Source organism: Veillonella sp. CHU732, from assembly GCF_003992085.1.
In the GTDB taxonomy this organism is placed as follows: Bacteria; Bacillota; Negativicutes; order Veillonellales; family Veillonellaceae; genus F0422.
The window spans coordinates 113,433-136,425 of the sequence record NZ_RQVC01000004.1 but is presented as its reverse complement, the minus strand read 5'-3'; the positions used below and the strand labels follow the sequence as shown (position 1 = coordinate 136,425).

General features: G+C 36.6%; 19 protein-coding genes and 1 pseudogene. All 20 read right to left on the bottom strand.

Annotated features, from left to right (window positions below; translation table 11 throughout):
• Window positions 1–5: 5 nt before the first annotated feature.
• Window positions 6–629, bottom strand: coding sequence for an MBL fold metallo-hydrolase (locus tag EO121_RS03025; protein WP_127165911.1), 624 nt, complete (start codon window positions 627–629; stop codon window positions 6–8).
• A 12-nt stretch (window positions 630–641) separates the two neighbouring features.
• Window positions 642–1,091 carry a D-aminoacyl-tRNA deacylase gene (gene dtd / locus EO121_RS03020; protein ID WP_127165909.1) on the bottom strand — a complete coding sequence of 150 codons (450 nt, stop codon included), beginning with the start codon at window positions 1,089–1,091 and terminating at the stop codon, window positions 642–644.
• Entirely contained in the window at window positions 1,088–3,247 is a 2,160-nt protein-coding gene (locus tag EO121_RS03015; protein WP_370447202.1) for a bifunctional (p)ppGpp synthetase/guanosine-3',5'-bis(diphosphate) 3'-pyrophosphohydrolase, read from the bottom strand. The genes dtd and EO121_RS03015 overlap by 4 nt, the downstream gene beginning before the upstream one ends.
• Before the next feature lie 65 nt (window positions 3,248–3,312).
• Window positions 3,313–5,319 carry a single-stranded-DNA-specific exonuclease RecJ gene (recJ, locus tag EO121_RS03010; protein WP_127165906.1) on the bottom strand — a complete coding sequence of 669 codons (2,007 nt, stop codon included), beginning with the start codon at window positions 5,317–5,319 and terminating at the stop codon, window positions 3,313–3,315.
• 460 nt (window positions 5,320–5,779) lie between these two features.
• Window positions 5,780–7,180 (bottom strand): DASS family sodium-coupled anion symporter, encoded by a 1,401-nt coding sequence (locus EO121_RS03005; protein ID WP_127165904.1) that lies wholly within the window; start codon window positions 7,178–7,180, stop codon window positions 5,780–5,782.
• A 91-nt stretch (window positions 7,181–7,271) separates the two neighbouring features.
• Window positions 7,272–7,664 carry a 30S ribosomal protein S9 gene (gene rpsI / locus EO121_RS03000; RefSeq protein ID WP_009352806.1) on the bottom strand — a complete coding sequence of 131 codons (393 nt, stop codon included), beginning with the start codon at window positions 7,662–7,664 and terminating at the stop codon, window positions 7,272–7,274.
• A gap of 21 nt (window positions 7,665–7,685) precedes the next feature.
• Window positions 7,686–8,126 (bottom strand): 50S ribosomal protein L13, encoded by a 441-nt coding sequence (rplM, locus tag EO121_RS02995; RefSeq protein ID WP_009352918.1) that lies wholly within the window; start codon window positions 8,124–8,126, stop codon window positions 7,686–7,688.
• A 125-nt stretch (window positions 8,127–8,251) separates the two neighbouring features.
• Window positions 8,252–8,809 carry a GNAT family N-acetyltransferase gene (locus tag EO121_RS08765; protein ID WP_240629384.1) on the bottom strand — a complete coding sequence of 186 codons (558 nt, stop codon included), beginning with the start codon at window positions 8,807–8,809 and terminating at the stop codon, window positions 8,252–8,254.
• Window positions 8,792–9,694, bottom strand: a pseudogene (murB, locus tag EO121_RS08760) (UDP-N-acetylmuramate dehydrogenase); the annotation flags it as partial. The pseudogene murB and the gene EO121_RS08765, both read right to left, overlap by 18 nt.
• A 1-nt stretch (window position 9,695) precedes the next feature.
• The gene (locus EO121_RS02985) at window positions 9,696–10,046 is read right to left on the bottom strand and encodes a YlbF family regulator (RefSeq protein ID WP_127147812.1); all 351 of its coding nucleotides are present in this window, start codon (window positions 10,044–10,046) and stop codon (window positions 9,696–9,698) included.
• A 189-nt stretch (window positions 10,047–10,235) separates the two neighbouring features.
• Window positions 10,236–10,724: a tRNA (uridine(34)/cytosine(34)/5-carboxymethylaminomethyluridine(34)-2'-O)-methyltransferase TrmL gene (trmL, locus tag EO121_RS02980; RefSeq protein WP_009352837.1), complete on the bottom strand. Its 489-nt coding sequence runs from the start codon at window positions 10,722–10,724 to the stop codon at window positions 10,236–10,238.
• 15 nt (window positions 10,725–10,739) lie between these two features.
• Window positions 10,740–11,210, bottom strand: a complete 471-nt coding sequence (gene moaC, locus EO121_RS02975; RefSeq protein WP_127165902.1) for a cyclic pyranopterin monophosphate synthase MoaC — start codon at window positions 11,208–11,210, stop codon at window positions 10,740–10,742.
• Between the two features lie 316 nt (window positions 11,211–11,526).
• Window positions 11,527–12,201: a metal-dependent hydrolase gene (locus EO121_RS02970; protein WP_127165900.1), complete on the bottom strand. Its 675-nt coding sequence runs from the start codon at window positions 12,199–12,201 to the stop codon at window positions 11,527–11,529.
• Window positions 12,202–12,317: 116 nt separating this feature from the next.
• Window positions 12,318–12,977: a hypothetical protein gene (locus EO121_RS02965; RefSeq protein WP_127165898.1), complete on the bottom strand. Its 660-nt coding sequence runs from the start codon at window positions 12,975–12,977 to the stop codon at window positions 12,318–12,320.
• 342 nt (window positions 12,978–13,319) lie between these two features.
• Window positions 13,320–13,979 (bottom strand): hypothetical protein, encoded by a 660-nt coding sequence (locus tag EO121_RS02960; protein WP_127165896.1) that lies wholly within the window; start codon window positions 13,977–13,979, stop codon window positions 13,320–13,322.
• A gap of 126 nt (window positions 13,980–14,105) precedes the next feature.
• Window positions 14,106–16,619 carry a hypothetical protein gene (locus EO121_RS02955; protein ID WP_127165894.1) on the bottom strand — a complete coding sequence of 838 codons (2,514 nt, stop codon included), beginning with the start codon at window positions 16,617–16,619 and terminating at the stop codon, window positions 14,106–14,108.
• A 2-nt stretch (window positions 16,620–16,621) separates the two neighbouring features.
• Window positions 16,622–17,905 carry a dynamin family protein gene (locus EO121_RS02950; RefSeq protein ID WP_127165892.1) on the bottom strand — a complete coding sequence of 428 codons (1,284 nt, stop codon included), beginning with the start codon at window positions 17,903–17,905 and terminating at the stop codon, window positions 16,622–16,624.
• A 1-nt stretch (window position 17,906) separates the two neighbouring features.
• Window positions 17,907–20,099: a dynamin family protein gene (locus tag EO121_RS02945; protein WP_127165891.1), complete on the bottom strand. Its 2,193-nt coding sequence runs from the start codon at window positions 20,097–20,099 to the stop codon at window positions 17,907–17,909.
• A 2-nt stretch (window positions 20,100–20,101) separates the two neighbouring features.
• Window positions 20,102–21,796, bottom strand: a complete 1,695-nt coding sequence (locus EO121_RS02940) for a dynamin family protein (RefSeq protein ID WP_164725842.1) — start codon at window positions 21,794–21,796, stop codon at window positions 20,102–20,104.
• Window positions 21,797–22,168: 372 nt separating this feature from the next.
• The gene (locus EO121_RS02935) at window positions 22,169–22,984 is read right to left on the bottom strand and encodes a hypothetical protein (RefSeq protein WP_127165887.1); all 816 of its coding nucleotides are present in this window, start codon (window positions 22,982–22,984) and stop codon (window positions 22,169–22,171) included.
• Between the last annotated feature and the right edge of the window lie 9 nt (window positions 22,985–22,993).

Here is a 22,993-nt window from a genome sequence, read left to right as displayed (position 1 = left end):
ATCACCTACCGTACAAATGGATTAGATTGCTTTTCGTCACCAATGGTAGTTTGTCCGCCATGACCTGGATACACCTTTGTGTCATCTGGTAACGTATAAAGTTTTTCTTTAATCCCTTTACTCAACTGTTCAAAATCACCATTGGGAAAATCTGTTCTACCCACTGACCCTTGGAATAAGGTATCACCGGCTAACAAGGTTCCCTCTGTATAATAGCACACACCACCTGGTGTATGACCTGGCGTTTCGATCACAGTAAAAGTAGTATCCCCTAAGGAAATCGTATCGCCCTCTTTCACATAGCGAACATCGTCCACTTCTGCCGTTATATAACGACCAGAATGGGCGCTTAAATTCACCTCTGGATTCGTCAGATACTCCGCATCACCTTCGTGAATATACACTGGCACATGATACGCATCCACCAAGGTTTTTACCGCCCCAATATGATCGCTGTGCCCATGCGTTAATAAAATACCTTGCACTTTGAATTTGTGACTATCTAGAATTTCTTTTAACTTCTCTCCTTCGCCACCTGGATCCGTTACAAGGCACGTATTATCTGCTTCATTATGCGCAATGTAACAATTTGTTCCATACGCTCCTAAGGGCATATAATATAGTTTCATTTGTTAACTCCATTAAAACTCTTTACTACTATCTAATAGAATCGTCACAGGTCCATCATTGACCAATTCCACTTGCATATGTGCTTGAAATTGACCTGTACTCACTATTAAGCCTCTTCCTTTGAAAGCCTCTACTAGCTCCAGATATAAGCACTCTGCCATCTCTGGTGGTGCTGCTTTCATAAAGTTCGGTCGACGACCCTTGCGCGCATCTCCATAGAGGGTAAATTGCGACACTACGCACACCTCACCACCTACGTCTAATACGGATAGGTTCATCTTATCCTGTTCATCTTCAAAGATGCGTAAGTGACTGACCTTATCGCAGATATATTGTATATCCTCTGTTGTATCCGTATCTGTTACACCTACTAGCACTAGAAGTCCTTGCTTCGTACTACCAATAACAGACCCATCTACGGTAACCGAAGAAGAACTCACACGTTGTACAACAGCTCTCATGCTTTCCCTCCTCGATGGACTGAATATACATCTTTCACTCGACGCAACTTCGTCATCACATAATCGAGTTGTGACAAATCTTTAATATCTAACATTAAATGAATAGTTACATCTTTTGCCTCGTCAGTTTTCGCATTAATATTGGAAATGTTAATTTTCATTTCTGACAAGACTGCCATCACTTCCATCAACAAACCACTGCGATCATAGGCATGCACGGACACACTTACTTGGAATTGATCCAGTGTAGCTCCTTCCCAGTCAACCTCAATCATACGATTCAAATCATCTGAGGTATGACCAATATTGGTACAATCTGCACGATGTACAGAAACGCCTCGGCCTCTTGTAATATAACCAATAATATCGTCTCCTGGTACAGGGTTACAACAACGAGCCATACGAACCATCACACCAGCTTCACCTTTTACGAGAACACCACTGCTACTTTTCTTAGATTTTCCTTGATGTACTTTAAGACGGTCGATGACAGCCATCGTATCTTTTCGCTGCTCTTCCTTAGCGACTTCCTGCTTATGAATGTCCACTAATCTGAGCAATACTGTATTCACTGAAAGTCCACCAAATCCAACGGCAGAGTATAGCTCAGCTTCGCCGCCAGCATTCAAAGATTTTCCAATCTTTTCTAAGCGACCATTTTTTGTTAAGTCTTTCCAATCATAGCCTAAGCGTTTCGCTTCTTTTTCTAATAGTTCTTTACCTTTGACGATATTTTCTTCTTTATTTTCTCGCTTGAACCAGTTTCGAATCTTTGTCTTACTTTCTGTAGAGCCCACAATATTCAACCAGTCTAACCGTGGTTTGCCATTTTTAGAAGTGACGATTTCAACGATGTCCCCATTTTGTAATTCATAATCCAAAGGAACAATCTTACCATTAATTTTGGCTCCTACGCATTTATTCCCCACATCGGTATGAACACGATAAGCAAAATCCAGTGGCACTGTGCCTTTCGGCAACTTCATAACGTCACCTTTTGGAGTAAAGACGAATACTTCTCCTGTAAAAACATCTAGTTTTAATGCATTCAACAATTCTTTTGGATCACTGGCATCCTGCCACTCAAGAACTTGACGAATCCAGCCTACCTTTGCATCAAAATCAGCTTCTGCCTTGCCTTTATTACCCTCTTTATAGCGCCAATGAGCGGCTACACCATATTCAGACACACGATGCATATCCCAGGTACGAATTTGAATCTCTACAGGCTGACCTTTTGTGCCTATGACGGTGGTGTGCAAGGATTGATACATATTCGACTTCGGCATCGCAATATAATCTTTAAATCGATACGGCAACGGTTTCCACAAACTATGTACTGTACCTAACACAGCATAGCAATCTGGAATTGTATCTACGATGACACGCACTGCATACAAATCGTAAATTTGCGATAAATCACGATTGTCCTTTTTCATCTTCTTATAAATACTATAAAAGTGTTTGGGACGACCTTTTACATCTGCTTTAATATGAGCATGTTCCAAAGCATCTTTCAAAGTATTCATCGTATCATTTACGATATCCTCACGAGCTTGTCGTTTTTCACTCATCTGTTGTACTAGGTCATAATATTTTTCTGGTTCTAAATAACGGAACGATAAGTCCTCTAGTTCCCATTTAATATTAAAAATACCTAAGCGATGTGCTAATGGCGCAAAAATTTCTAATGTTTCTTGGGCAATGCGCTGTTGTTTATCAGGCCGCATATGCTTTAAGGTACGCATATTGTGCAAGCGGTCCCCTAATTTGATGACCACTACACGCACATCTTTTGCCATGGCTAAAATCATCTTCCGATAATTTTCAATTTGCTGTTCTTCTTTCGTTTGGTACTGAAATTGATTCAGTTTTGTAACCCCATCCACCAAGAACGCCACTTCTGGTCCAAATTGTTCTTCTATTTCTTCTAAGCTTATCTCCGTATCTTCCACCACATCATGTAATAAAGCAGATACCAGGGTGGATCGATCAATTTGTAGTTCGCTCAATATAGTGGCAACCCCTAATGGGTGTAAGATATACGGTTCTCCAGAAGCCCGTTTTTGTGGCGCATGGGCTTTATCTGCCAGTGCAAACGCACGCTCTATGACTGGCCAGTCTTCTTCTGGTAAATAGGACCGAACACGGTCCATAAATTGTCCATATTCTCGTTCTTTATTAAATGTATGCTCCTGAGGGGTATTTATAGTACTTACCATTATGCTCCCTCCTGACTATATGTCATAAACGTCAAGGATGTGTGAAGTTCCAACTTTTGTTGCACATTCACCCAGCGATATACATGACGTCCATCTTCTAATACTTCTTCTTTCAAAATGCCTAATTCCTTAAACACTTCAAGGGCAAGAATAGCTTCTCGAGAAGTCATCTCTTGAGGTCGGCTTTCCAAGGTTTCCCGTTCTACAATATATTTCGGTGCTGTGGGAGATCGGAAAATTTGTTTCACCACCGTATACAATTTACGCAAACTATCTACTTCTAATCGTTCTCGTTGCTGTGAAAGCGGCTCCAAGTCTTGCACAATAAGCTGTGGCGTCACCACACCTTGCCATTCATTTTTCTGCAAGGAAAAGGCTACTTTTACAGGGTCATCAGCAAAGATTTCTTGCATATAATGTTCCCCTTGCCAAGCCACCGCATCAATAGGGCCCTGTTGACCTTGTAGAATAATCTTACAATGATTTTTTTGAAAGCCCATAGGGTAGAGATTCTGTACACGAATCTTAGGAAGGGCAAAAACAGGCGTACTATTGCCCATACCATAAGGCTCCAAGGTAGCAATTTGATCAATCAGGTCAATACTAATATCATCGCTATGCATAGCGCCATCAATGGTAACAATGGGAATATAATCTTCTTCTGTTAACTGCTTACGGCAAAATTCACTAGCTTTTTCACGCAAAGCATCAATCTGTTCTGCTTGTACACTAAATCCTGCCGCCTGTGCATGACCACCAAACTGAATTAATGTATCTCCTGCATAGGTTAACATATCATACATATTACAATGATCAATACTCCGACAAGAGCCCTTGCCTATGCCATCATGGATGCTAATCACCATGGTCGGTTTATAAAAGGCTTCTACTAAACGGGACGCAACGATACCGATAACGCCAGGATGCCAGCCTTCGCCCGCCACCACAATACATTGATCCGCCAAACTTCCTTGTGCTAATACCGATTGATAGGCTTCTTCAAAAATAGCCCGTTCAATCTGTTGTCGCTCCGCATTTGTTTCTTGCAACTCTTCTGCAATATCCATGGCCTCAGCTGGCTCTGTGGTAATCAGCAATTCTACAGCACGCGTCGCATGTGTCACACGACCTGCTGCATTTAATCGTGGTGCTAAGGTAAACCCAATATGACCTGCAGATAACATTTTACCTTCTAAGCCTGCAACTTGCACTAAAGCTTGAATCCCTACATTGGGGGACTCTGTCATTTTACGCAAACCTTCACGGACGATGATCCGATTTTCTCCCACTAAGGGAACCACATCAGCTACCGTACCCAAGGCTACAATATCTAAATCTTCTCGATATTCTTCACCAGTACAACGTTTCCACAACGCTTGGCATACTTTGAAAGCCACACCTACACCAGATAAATTTTTATCTGCATAGGGACACCCTGGTTGTTTATGGTTTACCACCGCTGTAGCTCTTGGTATTTGCGGTGGTGATGTATGATGGTCCGTAATAATCATAGACACGCGATCTCTCACAGCTTCTACAATATCATAGGAACTAATACCACAATCTACAGAAATAATTAAATCTGTTTTTTGAGCAATCAAATATTCCAAAGCTTCTAAGTTGAGACCATAGCCTTCACTTTGTCGCTCTGGAATATAATAGGTTACATTCGCTCCTAAGCGCGAAAAAAATCGGTACATTAGTGATGTAGCAGTAATACCATCCACATCATAATCTCCGTAAATGACAATGGACCCATTCATGGCTAAGACGCTTTCGATTTCTTCCACAGCCTGTGCCATACCTTTTAACATAAAAGGATCTAATAAATCATCCATTGTGCTATATAAGAATGTTCGACCTTCTTCTACAGTGGTAATCCCACGATTTGCCAATAAATGAGAAACAATAGGATGCACTGCTAATCCAGAGGTCAATTGAGATTCTACTTCTTCTTGATGTTCGGCAATTTCCCAACGTTTGCCTTTTTGTTTATATTTTTTCATGCGTACCTCTTGGATGGATTTTTCTTTCATTATCATTATCATTATTATACATGAAAGTCCAAGCATTTTCAATAAGTATCATTATTAAAAATATAATAATTTATTTTTATTATTATCACTTATGATGAAAGTAGAATTTATAATGATACTTCTATATTTCTTAATTATTATTTTCATTTCTTAAAATCTCTATCACAAACGTCAGAACCACGCATATATGAGCCACCACATTTAAAACAGCGCAAAAAAAGATTGTACTGAAATGCACCTATGGCATTTCAGCACAACCTTCTATAAAACCTATTCTAGTTCTAATTATAAAGGATATACATCCATTATTCCTATAGAGTTATATACTACCATTACCTCTATGGAGTCATATACTATCATCATTACAGAGAAATCATCTACTCATGCACTGCGATGACTACACAGGAAGTATTTCTCTATCTACACCATCTTAGATGATTCCAAACAACTTCATGCTTAGGTTACCAAAGAAGAAATGGAAGATATAATTCAATACGGAAATATAAAATCCTACTTTCCACCACGTTACTTGTGGCACGTAGTGACTGCCAAAGAAGATTGGTGTTACCCCAGAGCTATAATGTGTCAACGTACAGCCGGGGCTATTCATCAAGCCAAACATTAAAATCGCATAAGGAATTGGTGCTCCCAAGGCAATTAAGATAGACGCAAAGGCAGAAAATAATGCGGTAATACGAGCGGTACCACTGGCGAAGAAATACTGCGAGTATACAAAGACTAACGAAATAATCAATGCCGCCCACTCCCAAGACATACCACCTAACATAGTGCTGACGAATTTTGCAAAGACAGCTACAACGCCTAATTTACCAAGCAATCCAGCCATACCTACTAGAGTACCCATCCAGATTAAAATATCCCAACCTGTGGTTTCTTTCAAAATATCATCCCATGTAAGACATTCGCTAATGACACAGGCCAATACTGCCATAACCGCAATGACCGTCGCATGTAAACCCGTAATTGTCGTAGTAGACCAGAGTAGAATTGCCCCCACAAAGATAGCTGCTACCTTTTTTTCCATCGTCGTGATCGGACCTAGTTTATCTAACTCTTCACGAGCCATAGCTGGAGCTTCTGGTGTTTCTTTGATTTCAGGTGGGTAAATCTTATAAATAAACCAAGGCATGATAACCATACTGAGCAAACCAGGCAAAGCTCCTGCTAAAAACCACTCCCACCATGTCACAGTGTAGCCAAATAATTTTGCTCCTAAAGATGTAATCAACAAGTTACCACTACAAGCGGTCAAGAATACAGTCACTGTACAGGCATTTACTGTGTGAGCCGTAGTCATTAGGTAGGCTCCCATGCGACGTGCCGTTTCTCCTGGTCTCGAGTCAAAAGCCATGGAAATATTTTGCACGATAGGATAGATAATACCACCTCCACGAGCTGTATTCGATGGGGTAGCTGGAGAAATTATTAAATCAGTCATCGCTAGCGCATAGGCCAAACGTAACGTACTCGTACCGAACCAATGAATTAAGGTATACGCAATGCGTCGCCCTAATCCAGAGTTAATGATTCCTCTAGAAAAGAAGATAGCCGACACGATAAGCCATACATTAGGCTCTGCATAGCCTAATAACGCTTCATTCATCTTAATCGAACTAGTAGCTACTGCCGCCGCAGATCCCATAAATGCCATTACCCCAGTGGGATACGGTCGTAGTATAAAGCCCACAATAGTGGCTGTAAAGATAGCTAATAAATGCCACCCTTGATCAGAAATTTCTGGCGTATGTGGCAAATACCATATGATCAGTGCCACAGCTACCACTCCCAATAGTCTTATTAGTTTATCCATGTAGTATCATCCCTTTCACTATTAACACAGATCCTCCAGAGGTAACAAAAAACCCAGCACCATAAGGGTACTGGGTTCTGTAATCGCCAAATTAACGTTTGGAGAATTGAGATGCTTTACGAGCTTTTTTAAGACCGTATTTTTTACGTTCTTTCATACGTGGGTCACGAGTCAAGAAGCCAGCCTTTTTAAGACCTTGACGAAGTTCGCCATCAACTTCTAATAATGCACGGGACACACCGTGACGAATTGCACCAGCTTGACCGGATGGGCCGCCACCAGCTACAGTTGCCACAACGTCGTATTGTTCTAAAGTATTTGTTAATACCAATGGTTGTTTAACAATCAACTCAAGAGTTTGACGACCGAAATATTCATTTAATTCGCGTTTGTTTACAGTGATTTTACCTGTACCCGGTACCAGACGAACTCTAGCAACGGAAGATTTTCTACGACCAGTGCCGTAGTATTGTGCTACTGCCATTATATGTTCCTCCTCCCGGTATTAACGGATATCTAATTCCAAAACTTCTGGTTTTTGAGCAGCATGTGGATGCTCTGCGCCAGCGTATACATTCAATTTACGGTATTGTTGTGCACCCAATTTATTTTTTGGAAGCATACCTTTAACTGCCATTTCGATTACGCGCTCAGGATGTTTTTCCAACATCATAGCAAGTGTAGTGAAACGGGATCCGCCTGGATAACCAGAATGACGGAAATATTCTTTTTGTAATAATTTTTTACCTGTTACACGAACTTTTTCTGCGTTCACAACGATAACGTGGTCACCAGTGTCTGCATGTGGTGTAAAAGTTGGTTTATGTTTGCCCCGAAGAACTTTAGCAACTTCGGCAGCAAGACGTCCTAAAGTTTTACCTTCAGCGTCAACAACATACCATTTGCGTTCAATATTGTTCGCATTGGCCATAAATGTAGTTTTCATGCTGCTTTCCTCCTAATAACAAGAATGTATTAACAGAAGCAATTGCCACCTTCCGGGGCTAGTGGAAGTCCGTACAAATTGCTTACCGAAATATTATACTCAAAATACAATGGATATGTCAAGGATTATCCTAAAGATTTCTTCAACAACCAATCGATATCAACCTTCTCTGGAGTCACCACAAATTGGTGTTCTCCAAATTTTTCAAACCCATACTGTGTATAAAAACGTTGTGCTTTATAATTTTTCTCCCAAACGCCTAACCATGCCCAAGAAAAATTACCAGACTCAGCGATGCGCAAGGCTTTTTCAAACAAGGCTTTACCCACGCCTTGTCCATGGTACTCCTTGAGCACATATAGGCGCTGTACTTCAAAGGCATTCTCTAATTTACGATCTGTTTGTGCGTCGCCCCAGTTTACTTTCAAATATCCTGCCAACACATCATCTACATAAGCTAGGTATGTTTCGCTCTCATCATGGGCCAACTCACGTTTCAATACATCATAGTTATAGGCCTCATCGAAGAAGGCTTGTAACTCCTCTTCCGTATTGTCGTGACTGAAAGTTTCTCTAAATGTGTCAGCACATAATTTAGACAACGCTGGAATATCTGCTTCTTTAGCTCTTACAACAGTGACTACAGAACTAGTTCGCTCTTGAGCTTCTCCTAAAATACGCACTTCTGGTTCTAACTGTACCCCATGAACTGCATGAATCCGCTTTTGTACTTCATGAATTACACCCAACACATCATTGGCTGTAGCACCTCCACGATTGACCACAAATCCAGCGTGCTTCATAGACACCTCTGCAGGTCCTACGGATAAACCTTTCAAACCTGTTTGGTCAATCAAAGTTCCTGCATAATATCCCGGTGGGCGCTTGAAGGTAGACCCTGCGCTAGCATGTTCTAAGGGTTGTTTAGACTCTCGTTTTTCTGTCAATTCATCCATGCGACTTTGGATATCCTCAGGGTTTCCTTCCTGTAATTCCATAGTCACACGAACAATAATTTCATGGTTCTCGTGGAAGCGGCTATGACGATAGGCAAACTGTAACTCTTCTCGGCTATAGTGCTGCAAGTTCCCTTGCATATCGACTGCATCTACGCCAGTTACTACTTGATCCATTTCGCCATCATAGGCACCTGCATTCATGAATACAGCTCCACCTAAACTACCAGGAATACCGATAGCAAATTCCAATCCGCTCAAACTTTCACGTTGGGCATATTCAGATACTTCTTTCAACGTATACCCTGCACTCATGATAATCGTAGTACCATTACGGTGTTGTTCCTCTTGTAATTCTTTCAAGCAAAGCACAACGCCACGCATGCCTCCATCTTGAATCAATACATTAGAGCCTAGACCTAGCACAAAAGGTTCAATACCATGCTCACTCAATACATGCATACAATCTTGCAATTCCTGCACAGAGTGAGGTAATACAAGTAAATCCGCAGGTCCTCCTATTTGAAAGGTCGTGAAAGACGCTAACAAGGCATTTCTTTGGATACGATCCGATGGAACCACCTGTTGCAATGCTTCCCATACAGCGTTCATATTACTGTGCCTTTTCTAAAATTTTCATACCTTCAGTGATTGGTTCGCTGATAATACGATAAATATCGTTTGCCACTTGCGTCCAACGTGCATGAGCTGTTAAGTACGCATTTGCACCAGAATTAGCTTGTACCATTGGCAATAAACCTTCTAATTTTTTCAATAACTCTTCCGCTTCAGGAGCATCTGCAATTTTTGCATATTCCAATTGCATTTGTAAAGACATAAATTCTTCTACCATGCCTTTTGCTGCTTGGTCGTCTTTAATTGCCTCTTGGGCTGCCATCATCTCTTTATGTTCTTCGCTGTCACGCATTGCTTTTTGTAATTCATAGGCTAAATCGTAATTCATAATTCCTCCTCCATCCTATTAGGATTTCATTCTTATATACTTTCATATATTGTGTATGCTATACAGTCTATATTATCTAATCTTTGCTCATTCTGTGAAAGTCTATGATATTTCACTATATAGACTACACCATATGATTAGACTGACTATATACACTATTTCTATAGAGCAACACCTACTATCAAGAGGTCACACCTCGATAGATACACCTGGTCCAACGGCCTGCAAATCCGGGAAATCCAGTTGGCGCATAGCTTCATAGGCAATGATTGCCACCGCATTCGATAAATTCAAAGACCGCGCTTCATCAATCATCGGAATGCGAATGCATGTGTCTGGATTAGCCGCCACAATTTCTTCTGGCAAACCTTTTGTTTCTTTACCAAACACGAGCATATCTCCAATTTCATATTGCACTTCTGCGTGGGTATGGGCGGCCTTTGTCGTAGCATACCAAAAACGCCGATCTTTATATTGTTCATACACTTCATCCAAGGACTTATGTATTTTTACATCTACTAGATGCCAATAATCAAGACCTGCTCGTTTTAAATATTTATCTTCAATGGAAAACCCCAAAGGTTCCACCAAATGTAGTGTCATATGATTGGCTGCACAAAGGCGTGCAATATTGCCTGTATTACCAGGAATTTCCGGTTCTACTAATACAATTTCCATGATTCACCTACTATCTTATCGCTTAAAATGTCCGCTTTTACCACCTTGTTTTTCCACAAGATACACAGGACCAATGGTCATAGTTTTGTCGACGGCTTTTACCATATCATAAACAGTTAATAGCCCCACTTGGACCGCTGTTAACGCTTCCATTTCCACCCCTGTAGGGCCCGTAGTTTTCACTGTGCTACGAATGCACACAGCTTGTTTCTCTTCTACCAAGGAACAGTCTACACTCACCTTCGTCAACGCCAATGGATGGCATAACGGAATAAGGTTAGACGTTTGTTTCGCTCCCATGATGGCTGCTAATTGTGCCACTGCTAACACATCACCTTTTTTGACATTCCCGCTAGCCACAATACTAAAAGCTTCCTCACTGAGCGTAATAAACCCTTCTGCTACAGCCACGCGCTCTGTGTGATCCTTTTGGGACACATCCACCATATGCGCATTACCGCCTTCATCAAAATGTGTTAATTTCATAGATACCTCCATGTGAAGATTATTATACCATAGAGAAGGGAGAGACGTCAGTAATCTATACAGTGAAAGATAGCGATATTTGAATCACTCGTAATGGGTAAATGGATAGCAAAACATATGTCGGCAATACAAAGGATTTAAAATATTTATAAAACTTCCACATATAATCTATTTACAAGCAGTACATTTATTAGAAAATAATGCAAAAAGAAAAGAACCAGTCCAAAATGTTTTAAGGATAGCTCTTTTCTTTTTCACTTCATCACGGAAAGATACTTTTATCTTACCAAATGAATATAAGCTTAGCGATATGTAATTAAAGTTCGATGGTTTGACCTGGATCTACCACAAGTCCAGCTTGTTTATGTTTTGCTTCTAACAACGCCACAAAGGTTGCTGGCTCTTTATCTATCACAGGCCACGTTTTATAATGAATTGGAATCGTTGTATTGGCTTGAATCCAAGATGCTGCTGTCACCGCATCTTCCACACCCATCGTAAAGTTATCACCAATTGGCAGTAAAGCATAGTCAATTTCACCATGGCGACTGATTAATTTCATATCGCTGAACAATGCAGTATCACCAGCAAAGTATACACGTTTACCAAAAAACTCAATGATCACACCTGCTGCATGTCCGCCTGGCACTCCTGAACCATGAAAGGCTGGTGTCAAACGAATGGATCCAAATGGGAAATTGAACTTTCCACCTAAGTGCATCGCGTGAGTCCGAGCACCTGTTGCCGCCGCTTTACCTGCCACCTCAGCCGTAGAGATCACAAGAGCATCATTTTTCTTAGCAATCACATCGGTATCTCCATAATGATCATCATGACCATGAGATACAAAAATGTATTCGCATTCTATATCTTCCGCCTTTGCCACATCCCAAGTATTGCCTGTAAAGAACGGATCACAAACCAATGTCACATCTCCATTGCTTAAAGCAAACGTCGCATGACCATAATACGTTAACGTTACATTGCTCATAAGAATACCTCCCTTGTATATACTTATATATCATGTTTATTAAGTAAATTATATCATTCAAAAGTGAAGAACTACAAGGAATATTCCTTCATGTTAAAAAATAAGAGCTTTTAATCTTATGTGAACCGGAGTAAATTTTCGCTTTCCTCTTGTACTGTTCTAAGTAAAAGATTTATATCTTCTAATATATATACATACTCATAGCCATAACTAGCATTCCACTTGCCCGACATATTAAACTCTAAATTTTCATCCATATAAACAGAAAGTCTTTCTCTTAATGCGGACTTTTCTTCAACTAACTCTTCATTACCATCTACTTGGGCATTACCAAATTCAATATTTATATTCCCCCACGCTAGACTCTTGTCAACCTTATCTAGCCGCCAGCCACGTCTCTCAAGAAGAATAGAGCCCCCTCTATCTCTATTCACCCAAGAAAATGATACAAAACCATTATTGTCACTAAGATATTCGAGAATAGCTAATTTTTCCTCTAACGTATTAGGCTTTCTAACAAGTGTACCTGTCCTTACAAGGTAGATTCCCTTATATATAAATACCACAATTATATCTTCTTCCTGAGTAAACAAAAAAGGAATTTTAATATCCACAATAGTTCCATGGTCTATTTTTCTAATTTCAGCTTCATAACCACTTTTTTCCGCAGATAACTTAATAGCATCTGCTAGGCTTATATTATAATCAACATTAATCAGTTTAAGCTCAATTGGTTTCGAGCTATTATTATTTTCTCCATCATCCATCCAGTTCATAATTTTCTCCTAACTACACAAAATTTTATAACTATTAGAATCATCAAGTTTATCTATTTTTCACAAAGTTCAGCAAGCTTTCTCATTCTTTTTGTACACGCCTAATTAATGTATTTATGTAACCCAACATATACGCTACTTCTGATTCTTGAGATGCATTCCACCCTCCTGTTAAATTAAACTCTATATTCTACGACACTTCTATATCACCTGAAATATAACACTTCTATTTATAGATTATTACCCTTATACTATCACCTACGCTATTAAGTAATATGTTAAACTATTTATAGCAAAGTGTTCAATTTCTGCTTGTAATTTAAGGACAATTTGTATTTTATCTTATGTAAACCGAAGTATATTTTCTCTTTCCTCTTGTATCGCATTAATTAACTCATTTATATCTCTTAATATATATCTATACTCAAATCCATGAGTAGCATTCCATTCTCCGGATAAATTAAATTCTAGGTCTTCATCTCGGTAAACTTCAAGTTCTCCTCTTTGTGCCAACTTTTCTTGTATTAACTCTTTATCATCATTTACATAAGCATTCCCCATCTCAATATTTATCAATCTGTGCTCTAGTAGCATATCCACAGCATCCAGTCTTTCTCTACTCATCCAGATAGAAATTAAACTCAACTCTTCTTCATTATTCCAAGAAAATGATATAAAGCCATTATTGTCATTTACATACTCAAGAATATCTAGCTTTTCCTCTATTGTATTAGGCCTTCTAATGTCTATATCTATAGTTATAGTATAATCATCTCTTGTGATATTTACATTAATCATATCATCTTCAGTTCCAACTAAAAATGGAATTTTAATATCCATTTCTATTCCATAGAATGTTTCAATAAATTCAACTTCATAGCCACTTTTCTCCACAGATAACTGAATTGCCTCTGCAAGACTTATATTATGGTCAACTTTAACAACATTAAACTCAATCGGTTCCACGCTATTGTTATTTTCTATAGTATCCATCCAGTTCATATTCATACTCCATTTATCCAACAAAACATTTTAGAAAAGAGCCTAAATTGTACAATATATGCTAGCATATATGAATTATCAATTAAGGCTCTTTTACTTTCCAAACTTTCGCTTTAATCCAGCATCTTAATCTTGAGATTTTTTATATTTCCCAGCTTCATATTTTCGCAAAATGTGATCTTCTACTGGAATATCATATTTTTCACAAAGCATTTTGCACATATTTACATAGATGCGTTTTACATCCTCTAGTTTCCCTTCAAAGAAACTTGTTAGGCTCGGTTCAATATATGTATTCCAAAGATTTTGATACATTTCTTTCGGTTGTTCTTCTGAATTAATACTATCAACAATCATTGGACCTAAACGATAATATTCAGCTACTGATTCTGCACCTTCCATCCGAACAAAGGCATTTCTAAACTTAAGCAATTTACTTAAATCAGTCCAACTTCTATCCTTCTCTAGAGCTGCACAAGTTGCTGTAATAACGAAACAACCACTACTACTAGATCTGGAACTACTATAACTTCGTTCATAGGATCTAGATTCACTATAAGTAGTTTTTCTTGCCTTTTCTTTTTCAGCATTATCTATTGTCGTCCATCGACTATGTGCATCCTTATAATTAGAAATTTTTGCATATAAATTTTTAGCCCCTGATAGGTTTTTAGAAACACCATTGCCATACTCTAGCATTTTAGCACATGTATATATTGCCTCTTCATTGGATAGCCCTGACAATAGCTCATATGCTCTACCATAATCTTGTACTTTATGATACAATAATCCGATTTGTAATTGATACTTTTTGTCTCCACGTTTTTTCATTAAGTATAAGTATAAATTTATCACATTATAAATTGAATTTTGCACCTCAGAATCCTTGCATTCTTGATATGGTAGTCTAATATACTCCTCATATAACTTATCCGCTAAATGCTCTACAGCTTCTTGATATTCTTTAGAAGCTGCAATTTTATAATATACATCAGCTTTTCTTGCCTTAGTATCTTCAACTTCTCTTGCTAATAAATAGCTGGCTTCCGGAATCAAATACATTGCCAAAGTTTCTAAGTCTATCAGATTTGAATCCATATGATATAAATCCATCAGCCGTTTTCCTGCCCAGTTATAGTCCAATTCCATTGCTTCCAATAACTTATTAGCTCCTGCTTTGTATTGATCTTGCTCTAGCAAATATAATCCCAAATAATAATTCTCTTTTCCCGTTTCTATTGGTTCTAGATAAGGAACGATTTTCTGAATTTGTTTTTGACTGAAATTCACCTTGCTTGACAATGTCAGTTGCATTTTAGCAATTTGATAACTATCGCTAGGCAAGGACTTAACATATTCCATTTCATCAACAGTTAGGGAGTGTCCTTCTTTATATTTTACTACTATCTCGCAGGCCTCAAGATGTGCGTATCCTACTTTTCGCAGTTTTTGAATATCATTATGAGCTTCTACTAAAAAATTACCTACTATATGTTTAAAAAATACTCGTAAAAGTACTTGTGTATAATTAGAGGTATTGAAGTTTACCACTCCATCAGCATAATCGAATATATTAAACAAGCTTTTTTCAAAGTCATCTACATTTTTAATAATCGTATTGTACGCCTTATCAAAGTCATTAGATTTTACTTGAAGGGTAGATACGTAATCTCGTAACTTATTGCGATACCCCTGAATCTCTTCTTTTAGGTCTTCATCTGAAACACTGACAATATCTTTATTAAAACGTTCTAATTTCTTCTGTAACTCTCCACTTCGACGCGCATAAAATAAGCGAACGTCCAATAGTATTCTTTCCACTTCTGCACTTAACATAGTATTTAAAGTAAACTGATTCCAACTTTCTAATAAACTATGTAATGCATCTTCTGCATCTGAAAATATCACTTCAGGGAATTTATTATTACCTTTCAGTTCATTAAAAGCCTCTTCACTTCCTAAGAAGTAAATATCTTTTTGATTTTGAAATTTTCTTACTTGATATAAATTCAGTTCTTTATGTGGAATAATTACATGTTCATCAATTTTATCTTGTAAAATCTCATAGAATGCATTAGATTCTTCAACATATGTAGGCATTAATAAATACGCTTCGTGTTCATATTTCATTGTGTGATATGAAATGAATGCCTTAATCAGAGACCTGCCTTCCACACCCACTTTGTATAATTGTGTATTAATTAAACGGAATTCATCAAGGCTTAGTTCTATTAATTTATCACAATATGTTAATGCATATAATTTATGTGACTCTCCACCAATGGTTGGAAGAACTAAGTGCGGGAGGTTATTATTAAGGTCTAAAAACTTTGCATTATCTATAACAGTAGACAAAGCCTTTTTTAACTTAGTTCCTTTACTATACATAGAAATCAAATGCTTACCAATCAACCTAGGAATTTTTACTAATACTTCATTCATCTCTAAATTAGTAGACATCCTTCTAATCACTGTTGCATTATCAATATATGCTCCATCATCAAGAGTCTTTGGCAAGTCTTTCAAAATTTCATTGGCTAAAGATTGATAGCTTGACTCCAACTCTGAAACTTCATCTACATTTTCATCCATTAATTTTGTAATAATGGGAAATATTGACTTTTTATTATCCTCTTCCATTGTCAACCCTCATAATACTCTTCTAACTTATTTTCTAATTTTTTCATATACCCATTAAATTGATATAAACTTCGCTTAACTAACCTGATACCTTCTAAGGCATCACCATATAAATCTACTAACGTCTTAATATCCAAAATAGACTCAGAATTCGCAATAGTATTACTTAAATGATTTCGACTTCGAATCCAGCTAGCTTCGCCTACTTTGAGTTCTTCTAGGATTTTAGTTTTAATGCCATGCACTTCTCCCATAACATCACCACTTTTTACTTTGGTTTTAGATGCTAACTCTAAAAAGCGATGAATTACATCGGTGTTGCCCCACTCTTTATTTTCTCTAGATGAATATGCTGCTACACCAAATACATTAATGCCGGCATCTTCAGCAGTTTTATTGACCAAGTTTACTATTTTCTCAATATCCCTATCAATTTTTTTATCTGCTTTATTGATAACGATGAGAATAGGATTTTTCAGGTTCAAACTTTCAATAAATTCTATATCGTTTTGCTGAATCACACCATTTTCAATATCCATCAACCAAATTAAATAATCTACTTTTCGTAACTGTTCATAGGCTTTATTTTGGTCACTATCACTTTTTTGTAATTGTACCTCATCTACAGCATCTGGCTTGTTATATCCTGGTGTGTCTAAAAATGCCATTCCCGAATATGGCATATCATCTTCAGAAATCACTAAACTATGAATAAAGCTAGAAAAGCCAATACCAAACTTTCGATAAAATTTATGAGTCAATGCCTGTAATGCTTCAAAATCTAATGTGACTTTATCACCACTATTGGTGTACGCATTAATCTCATCCATTTTTCCTTGTACAATATATGTAGGGATCGATGTAGTGGGATTTTGATCTTCTGGCAAAAGTTCTTCGCCTGCTTTCAATAAGGAGTTAATAAACTTAGATTTACCTGCACTAAATTTACCACCTAATCCAATCACTACTTTACCCTTTAACATATTGTATTTTTTCTGTTCCAACAATTTATCGCTTAACATTTCCAATTGTTGTTGCAACTGTGCTTTATTAGATAGTTCAATTTTTTGAAACATATTTAAAAACTGTAGTTCCAACATCTTTTTCAGTTGTTTTTCCTGATAATAACTGTCGCTCTTTGTATCTTTTAAAGGAATAAACTGTGCAATGAATTGCAATGCCTCAGTTTCACTAGATAAATACTTATTTTCAGGATCTGGCACATAGTCAAAATCTAAAAAGCTCTCCTGACTATCTATATCCTCAAACTCATCAAATAGATCCATATTACATCTCCATTTCTTTAACTTGCAATTTATAGTCCCCTAATTGATTTAATAATGTTTCATAACGCAACAAGGACTCTGCTTTATTTTGAATTTGATGTTTAATATTTTCAATGTTTTGCATTAGTTTCTCATTTAAGGTATCAACAAAGGTATCCGCCTGATATGCTAATTCTACTTTAATTTTTCGTAAACTTTCATCAATTTCTGCTTGTAATTTATTACAAACACTGCCAAGCACCTTAGTTTGTGCAATTTTTAGTCGATGAATTTCACTATTTTTTGCACCATACGGAAATTGACCCGCTACTTCTTCAACATAACTATCCGTATCAATATTAATATTGGATACCTTAATTTTTTTCACTAATAAGCTTAAAGGCACTAGTATTTCCTTCTCATCAAAAGAAGTATCACTCATATCAAAACCAGCAAGAATAATTGCTTTTAATTTTTGCTCTATTACATGACTATCCACAGATTTATCTAAACACAAATTCGCAATTCTTTTGGATTCAACAATATACTGTCTAATATTATCAACCACATCACTAACATCCGCCTCATGATTAGTAATCGTTTCTGTATAATACTTAGTTTTCTTAAATATCCACCAGCCCTCTTTATAACTTCTAAGATTTGTTTCTGTAGAGGAAGATACTAAAATATCAGTATGATTAGAAACTTCTGCTTCCATTTCATTTTTTAAGCGCAACAACTCTTTTTCTATATCAATGGCAATGCCTTCAATAACACTTTTTACATCTCTTCTAACAGAGTTCAAGCCTTTTTGAACAGTGTCCAATTTTTTCTCTAATTGTTGTTTATCTGAATGAGCCAAACTTTCTTTATTGGATCTAGCTTGTTCTGTAATATCCCCTAATAAAGATAGCAACTTAAGCTTATTATCATTTAATAAATTTTCATTTTTCTCGTCGATAATGCGTTTCTTTTCTTCTTTTAATGGAATCAAATGTTTTTTATGAATATCTGAAATCCCCGACAAGCTTGCTAAAAAACCAGCATCATCCACAAAATCTGAAAACTGTGTTTTAAATCGTTTTATCATATGCTCTTGTTCTAAAGAGTATGGTTTTCCGGATTTTTTTGCTAACGCCGCGCCATATAGGTAAGATGATACATATTTAGGTGGCAAAGACTCTTGAATTTTATATAATCGTTCTTTATTAGGACTCACAGCAATCATACGCTTAATATTTTCTCTAGCTTGCTCGTCATATCGATATTTACTAGCTGCTAAAGCTGTTCGTAAATCTTTAGATTTATTATCATCTAATAGTCCAGAGTCAAATTTGCTACCAACAATAATAATTTCTTTAACACCCTCACTAGGTAGTGTTTTACACATAAACCCAATATCTTCCTGGGTTAAAAATTGTCCTGTATAGCTGAGTAAGAATACCACATCGCATTCGCTTAAGAATTTTTTAGTTACCATACAGCGACTAACAATTGGGTCATTAAGACCTGGAGTATCTACAATTTCAAAATCTTGTAAAATTTCTTCATTAATTTTCAACTCTACATGTTTCACAATAGGAGTGAAGCTGCCATTAGCACCAATATAGTTATCTAATCCCATTTTCACATCATCAATGGATACTTCTTTTTGGGTACCTAAATAGTTATGTAAATTCTCCTGAGATGTATGAAACATTGTTACCAATTCTTTGCAGCCTTTTAAATTATCTGGAACTTGAAATGTTGATAACAGTTCTTCCTTAGTTTTAATAACTGGTGGTTTCAAAGAGTTACGATTTTTTTCTTGTTTTTGCAAATAATTATTATATTGCTCATCCACTAACTTATCATATTCACCTGCTAATGCTTCTATATTCTCCCAATCTTTTTCATTATAGAACTCAATTTTTGCACTAGGAGTTTCACCATAGGAAATTTTGGTCAGGGCTGCTGTCATTGGCGTACTTGCTTGTGGCAATACACTATGTCCTCTAAATAATAAGGCATTCAAGAAAGAAGATTTCCCCGCCTTTACTTCTCCGACAATGCCAATTTTTAAAGCTCTTCCTTCTTGTAACGATTGTTCTACTTTTCCTTTAAGCCCTTCTAAACGCTCTTTAAACTCTAAATATAAATCGGTTGAATAACAGTCTTGGAATTGACCCAATCCTTCTACGATACTTACAGAAATATCTTCGTATTTTGTAGTCATTGTTATACCCCTTTCACAAAATCAATATCTTCTTGAATGCCGTTTAAGAAATGACTATGTTTTTCTAGTTCATCAGTTAATTGCATTTTTGCCACTTCTAATGCTTTATTTTCTGTATCAATTAATTCTTGAATTGTTGCCACTACGCCTTCAATCATTTGAGATTCCATCTCTTGTAATGGTGTATCTAACTCATTATTTAACTTAGAAACAACCTGTGGTATTACATCTTTACGAATTGCATTGGCTGCCTTATCTTCTTTTGATTCAGAAAATAAACCTTTAAGGAGATTAATAATATCTGGTAAAAATACAATCAATAACTCAAATATTGGCGCTATTGCACTAGTAGTAATGGCTAACGCTGATGTAACGCTACGATATAGTGTACTTCCTAGGCCGGTTTTACTTCCTACCTCAGCTAAATTCCCTGCTTTTCCTAGGTTAGGCATCTTAATCATCTTACGATCTGTCATATCTTTTATTTTTTCATAAATATTTGTAAGTGTTTCTCCTATATTAATATCTTCTCCTAGGTTCTCTAAAGAAGATACATTTAACCCTTTTACAAATGATGCAGTAGATATCTCAGTATATTCTTCAATATGTCGTATTAGTATAGGCCTTACAATCTCCACGAGCCGTTGTTGTAACATATCTGGACTTGTCAAGGCTACTCTTGCCAAGGCATTAACTTGACTTTCCAAAGTTGAGGATACATCAGCAATGATTGTACTTTTCATTGTATTTCTAACATCCGAACGAATTTTCCTTCGTTTTTCTTCAATATTTTTCAATAATACATTCTTTGCTTCTTCTCTTTTTGCAATTTCTTCTTCTATTGTTTTAGTATCACAAGATGCGCTAGATTGAATGACTGTAAGAGATTTTATTAGTAATTCTTTTATGTAATCTACTTGGGAGGTAATATTTTTATCATATAAATACTGAGCATCAAATCCTACTACCAATTTATTTAATTTTTCTACTACGTCTTCATCAAAAATTGATGTAGTTATCACCGGTAATTCCATACCTGTATTTGCTAACAATAAGTTAGAAATATACTCGCGAATTTTCTCAACTTCACTCGGTATTTTTTTATCACACTTAGTAATAACAACAGCTATGTCTGTGCTATAGTTAATGACTTCATTCAAAAAGTTTAAAGCACTTTCAGAAACTGTTCCTCTTTCGCAATCAACTACTAAAATATAGGCAGTCCCCTTACCAATATATTGCATCAACGCTTGGTTATGACGTTCTAAGCCAGAGTCAAAGCCCGGTGTATCTACCATTGTATAGTCAGCATGCAGTTTAATATTTTCACTATCTACGTAATACACCAAGTTAGAAATTTTTTCAGATTCACTAGATAGACTATTAGCATCTGCAACTTCTTCTATATTTCCATCATTTAAAACTGCTAATATACGTTCACTTTCAGAGAACTTTAACTCTGATGCAAATGCTGTCTCTGGTGATTGGCTTTCATTCAGAATAGACTTTCCAATATATTTGTTTAATAATGCAGACTTACCTGCACTAAATCCCCCAACCATTAAAATGTGAGCGTGATATTCTGCATTAATCTTCTTAAAATCATCCACATTGGTCCCAATATCTGATAATTGATACTTATCTCCAATCTGTCTCAGAAGTTCAATACGTTCATCATTTTTTTGTTTGTTAATCATCTGTCTCTCCTTATGTGTAATACGTGAATTCACCATGATAAAACAGTTACCTTTATTGTATACTTTGAGTATTGCCTTGACAAGGTAATATGAGAAATATTTCTACTTAAATTTACAAATTCACATTTTTAGAAATATATCATTTTTATGTATTAGACTTATCACAGTGTAAAAACTCTATCTATAAGAAAGTATATCTCATCTGAATGACATATTTTGTCATTTCTTTATTTTAATTTTATCTCCAATTAAAATCTTCAAATATAATAACCCCCAGGAGTATTCCTAGGGGTATTTTATAGCATGGTTTACATTTCTTATTGAATCATACTATGTATATATGGTTACATTTTACATCTCTATATTAATGTATTACTTATTTAAATGAATTTCTGGCATATCTAGGAAATTAGGATATAAAAAATAATGTTCTGTTGTTGTCCCATAGTTTTTCATTTCCCAAACATAAGAATCTCCTGAACCATAATCTAAGCGATAGTTTCTATATCCAATTTTTTTAAAATCACCCAAAATATAATCATCAGCTCTGGCTTTCAAATATCCTTTTCCTGCCCACAAATAATTGGTATCAAATGTCGCTTGAATAGAAGACATATTAGAGTACTTATTTCCATCTTGGTCTTTGCTAATAATTAAGTTAATAGGACTCATATCATATTGTTCATCAGGGTTATCTGATAAATAACTACCTACACCTTCTTTTTTTATATTAGCAATTGCTAAACTCTCTGATCCCCAATCACTAGTAAGTTTTCCAACTGGAATTATAAACCAATCTTCTTTAGTTCCATAATCTCCCTGTTTAAACTTAAGTGGAGTACTCGTAGAATAATATGTTCCTGGTATTGCTATATCACCACGACTATCAAATACATCAATTTTCCCTTTTACTTTTATGGGTCCATGACCATATCTAATATAATCATAATGCCCTTCAGGCAAATCTTCTGCATTAATGACACCATCTACGGAGGAACCAATTTCCTCAAAACTTTTGTTGACAGGAATGTTTACCCATCCTATTGTATCGTTAGTATTGTGTAGTCCGATAGAATTGATCATTCCAGAAACACCCGTAGTCTCATTTGTGATGGATGCAGCTTGAGAGACTATAGTACTACTAAATAATGCTATCCCCGCAGTAATAAATAGTATTTTTTTTAACATTTGTCTACG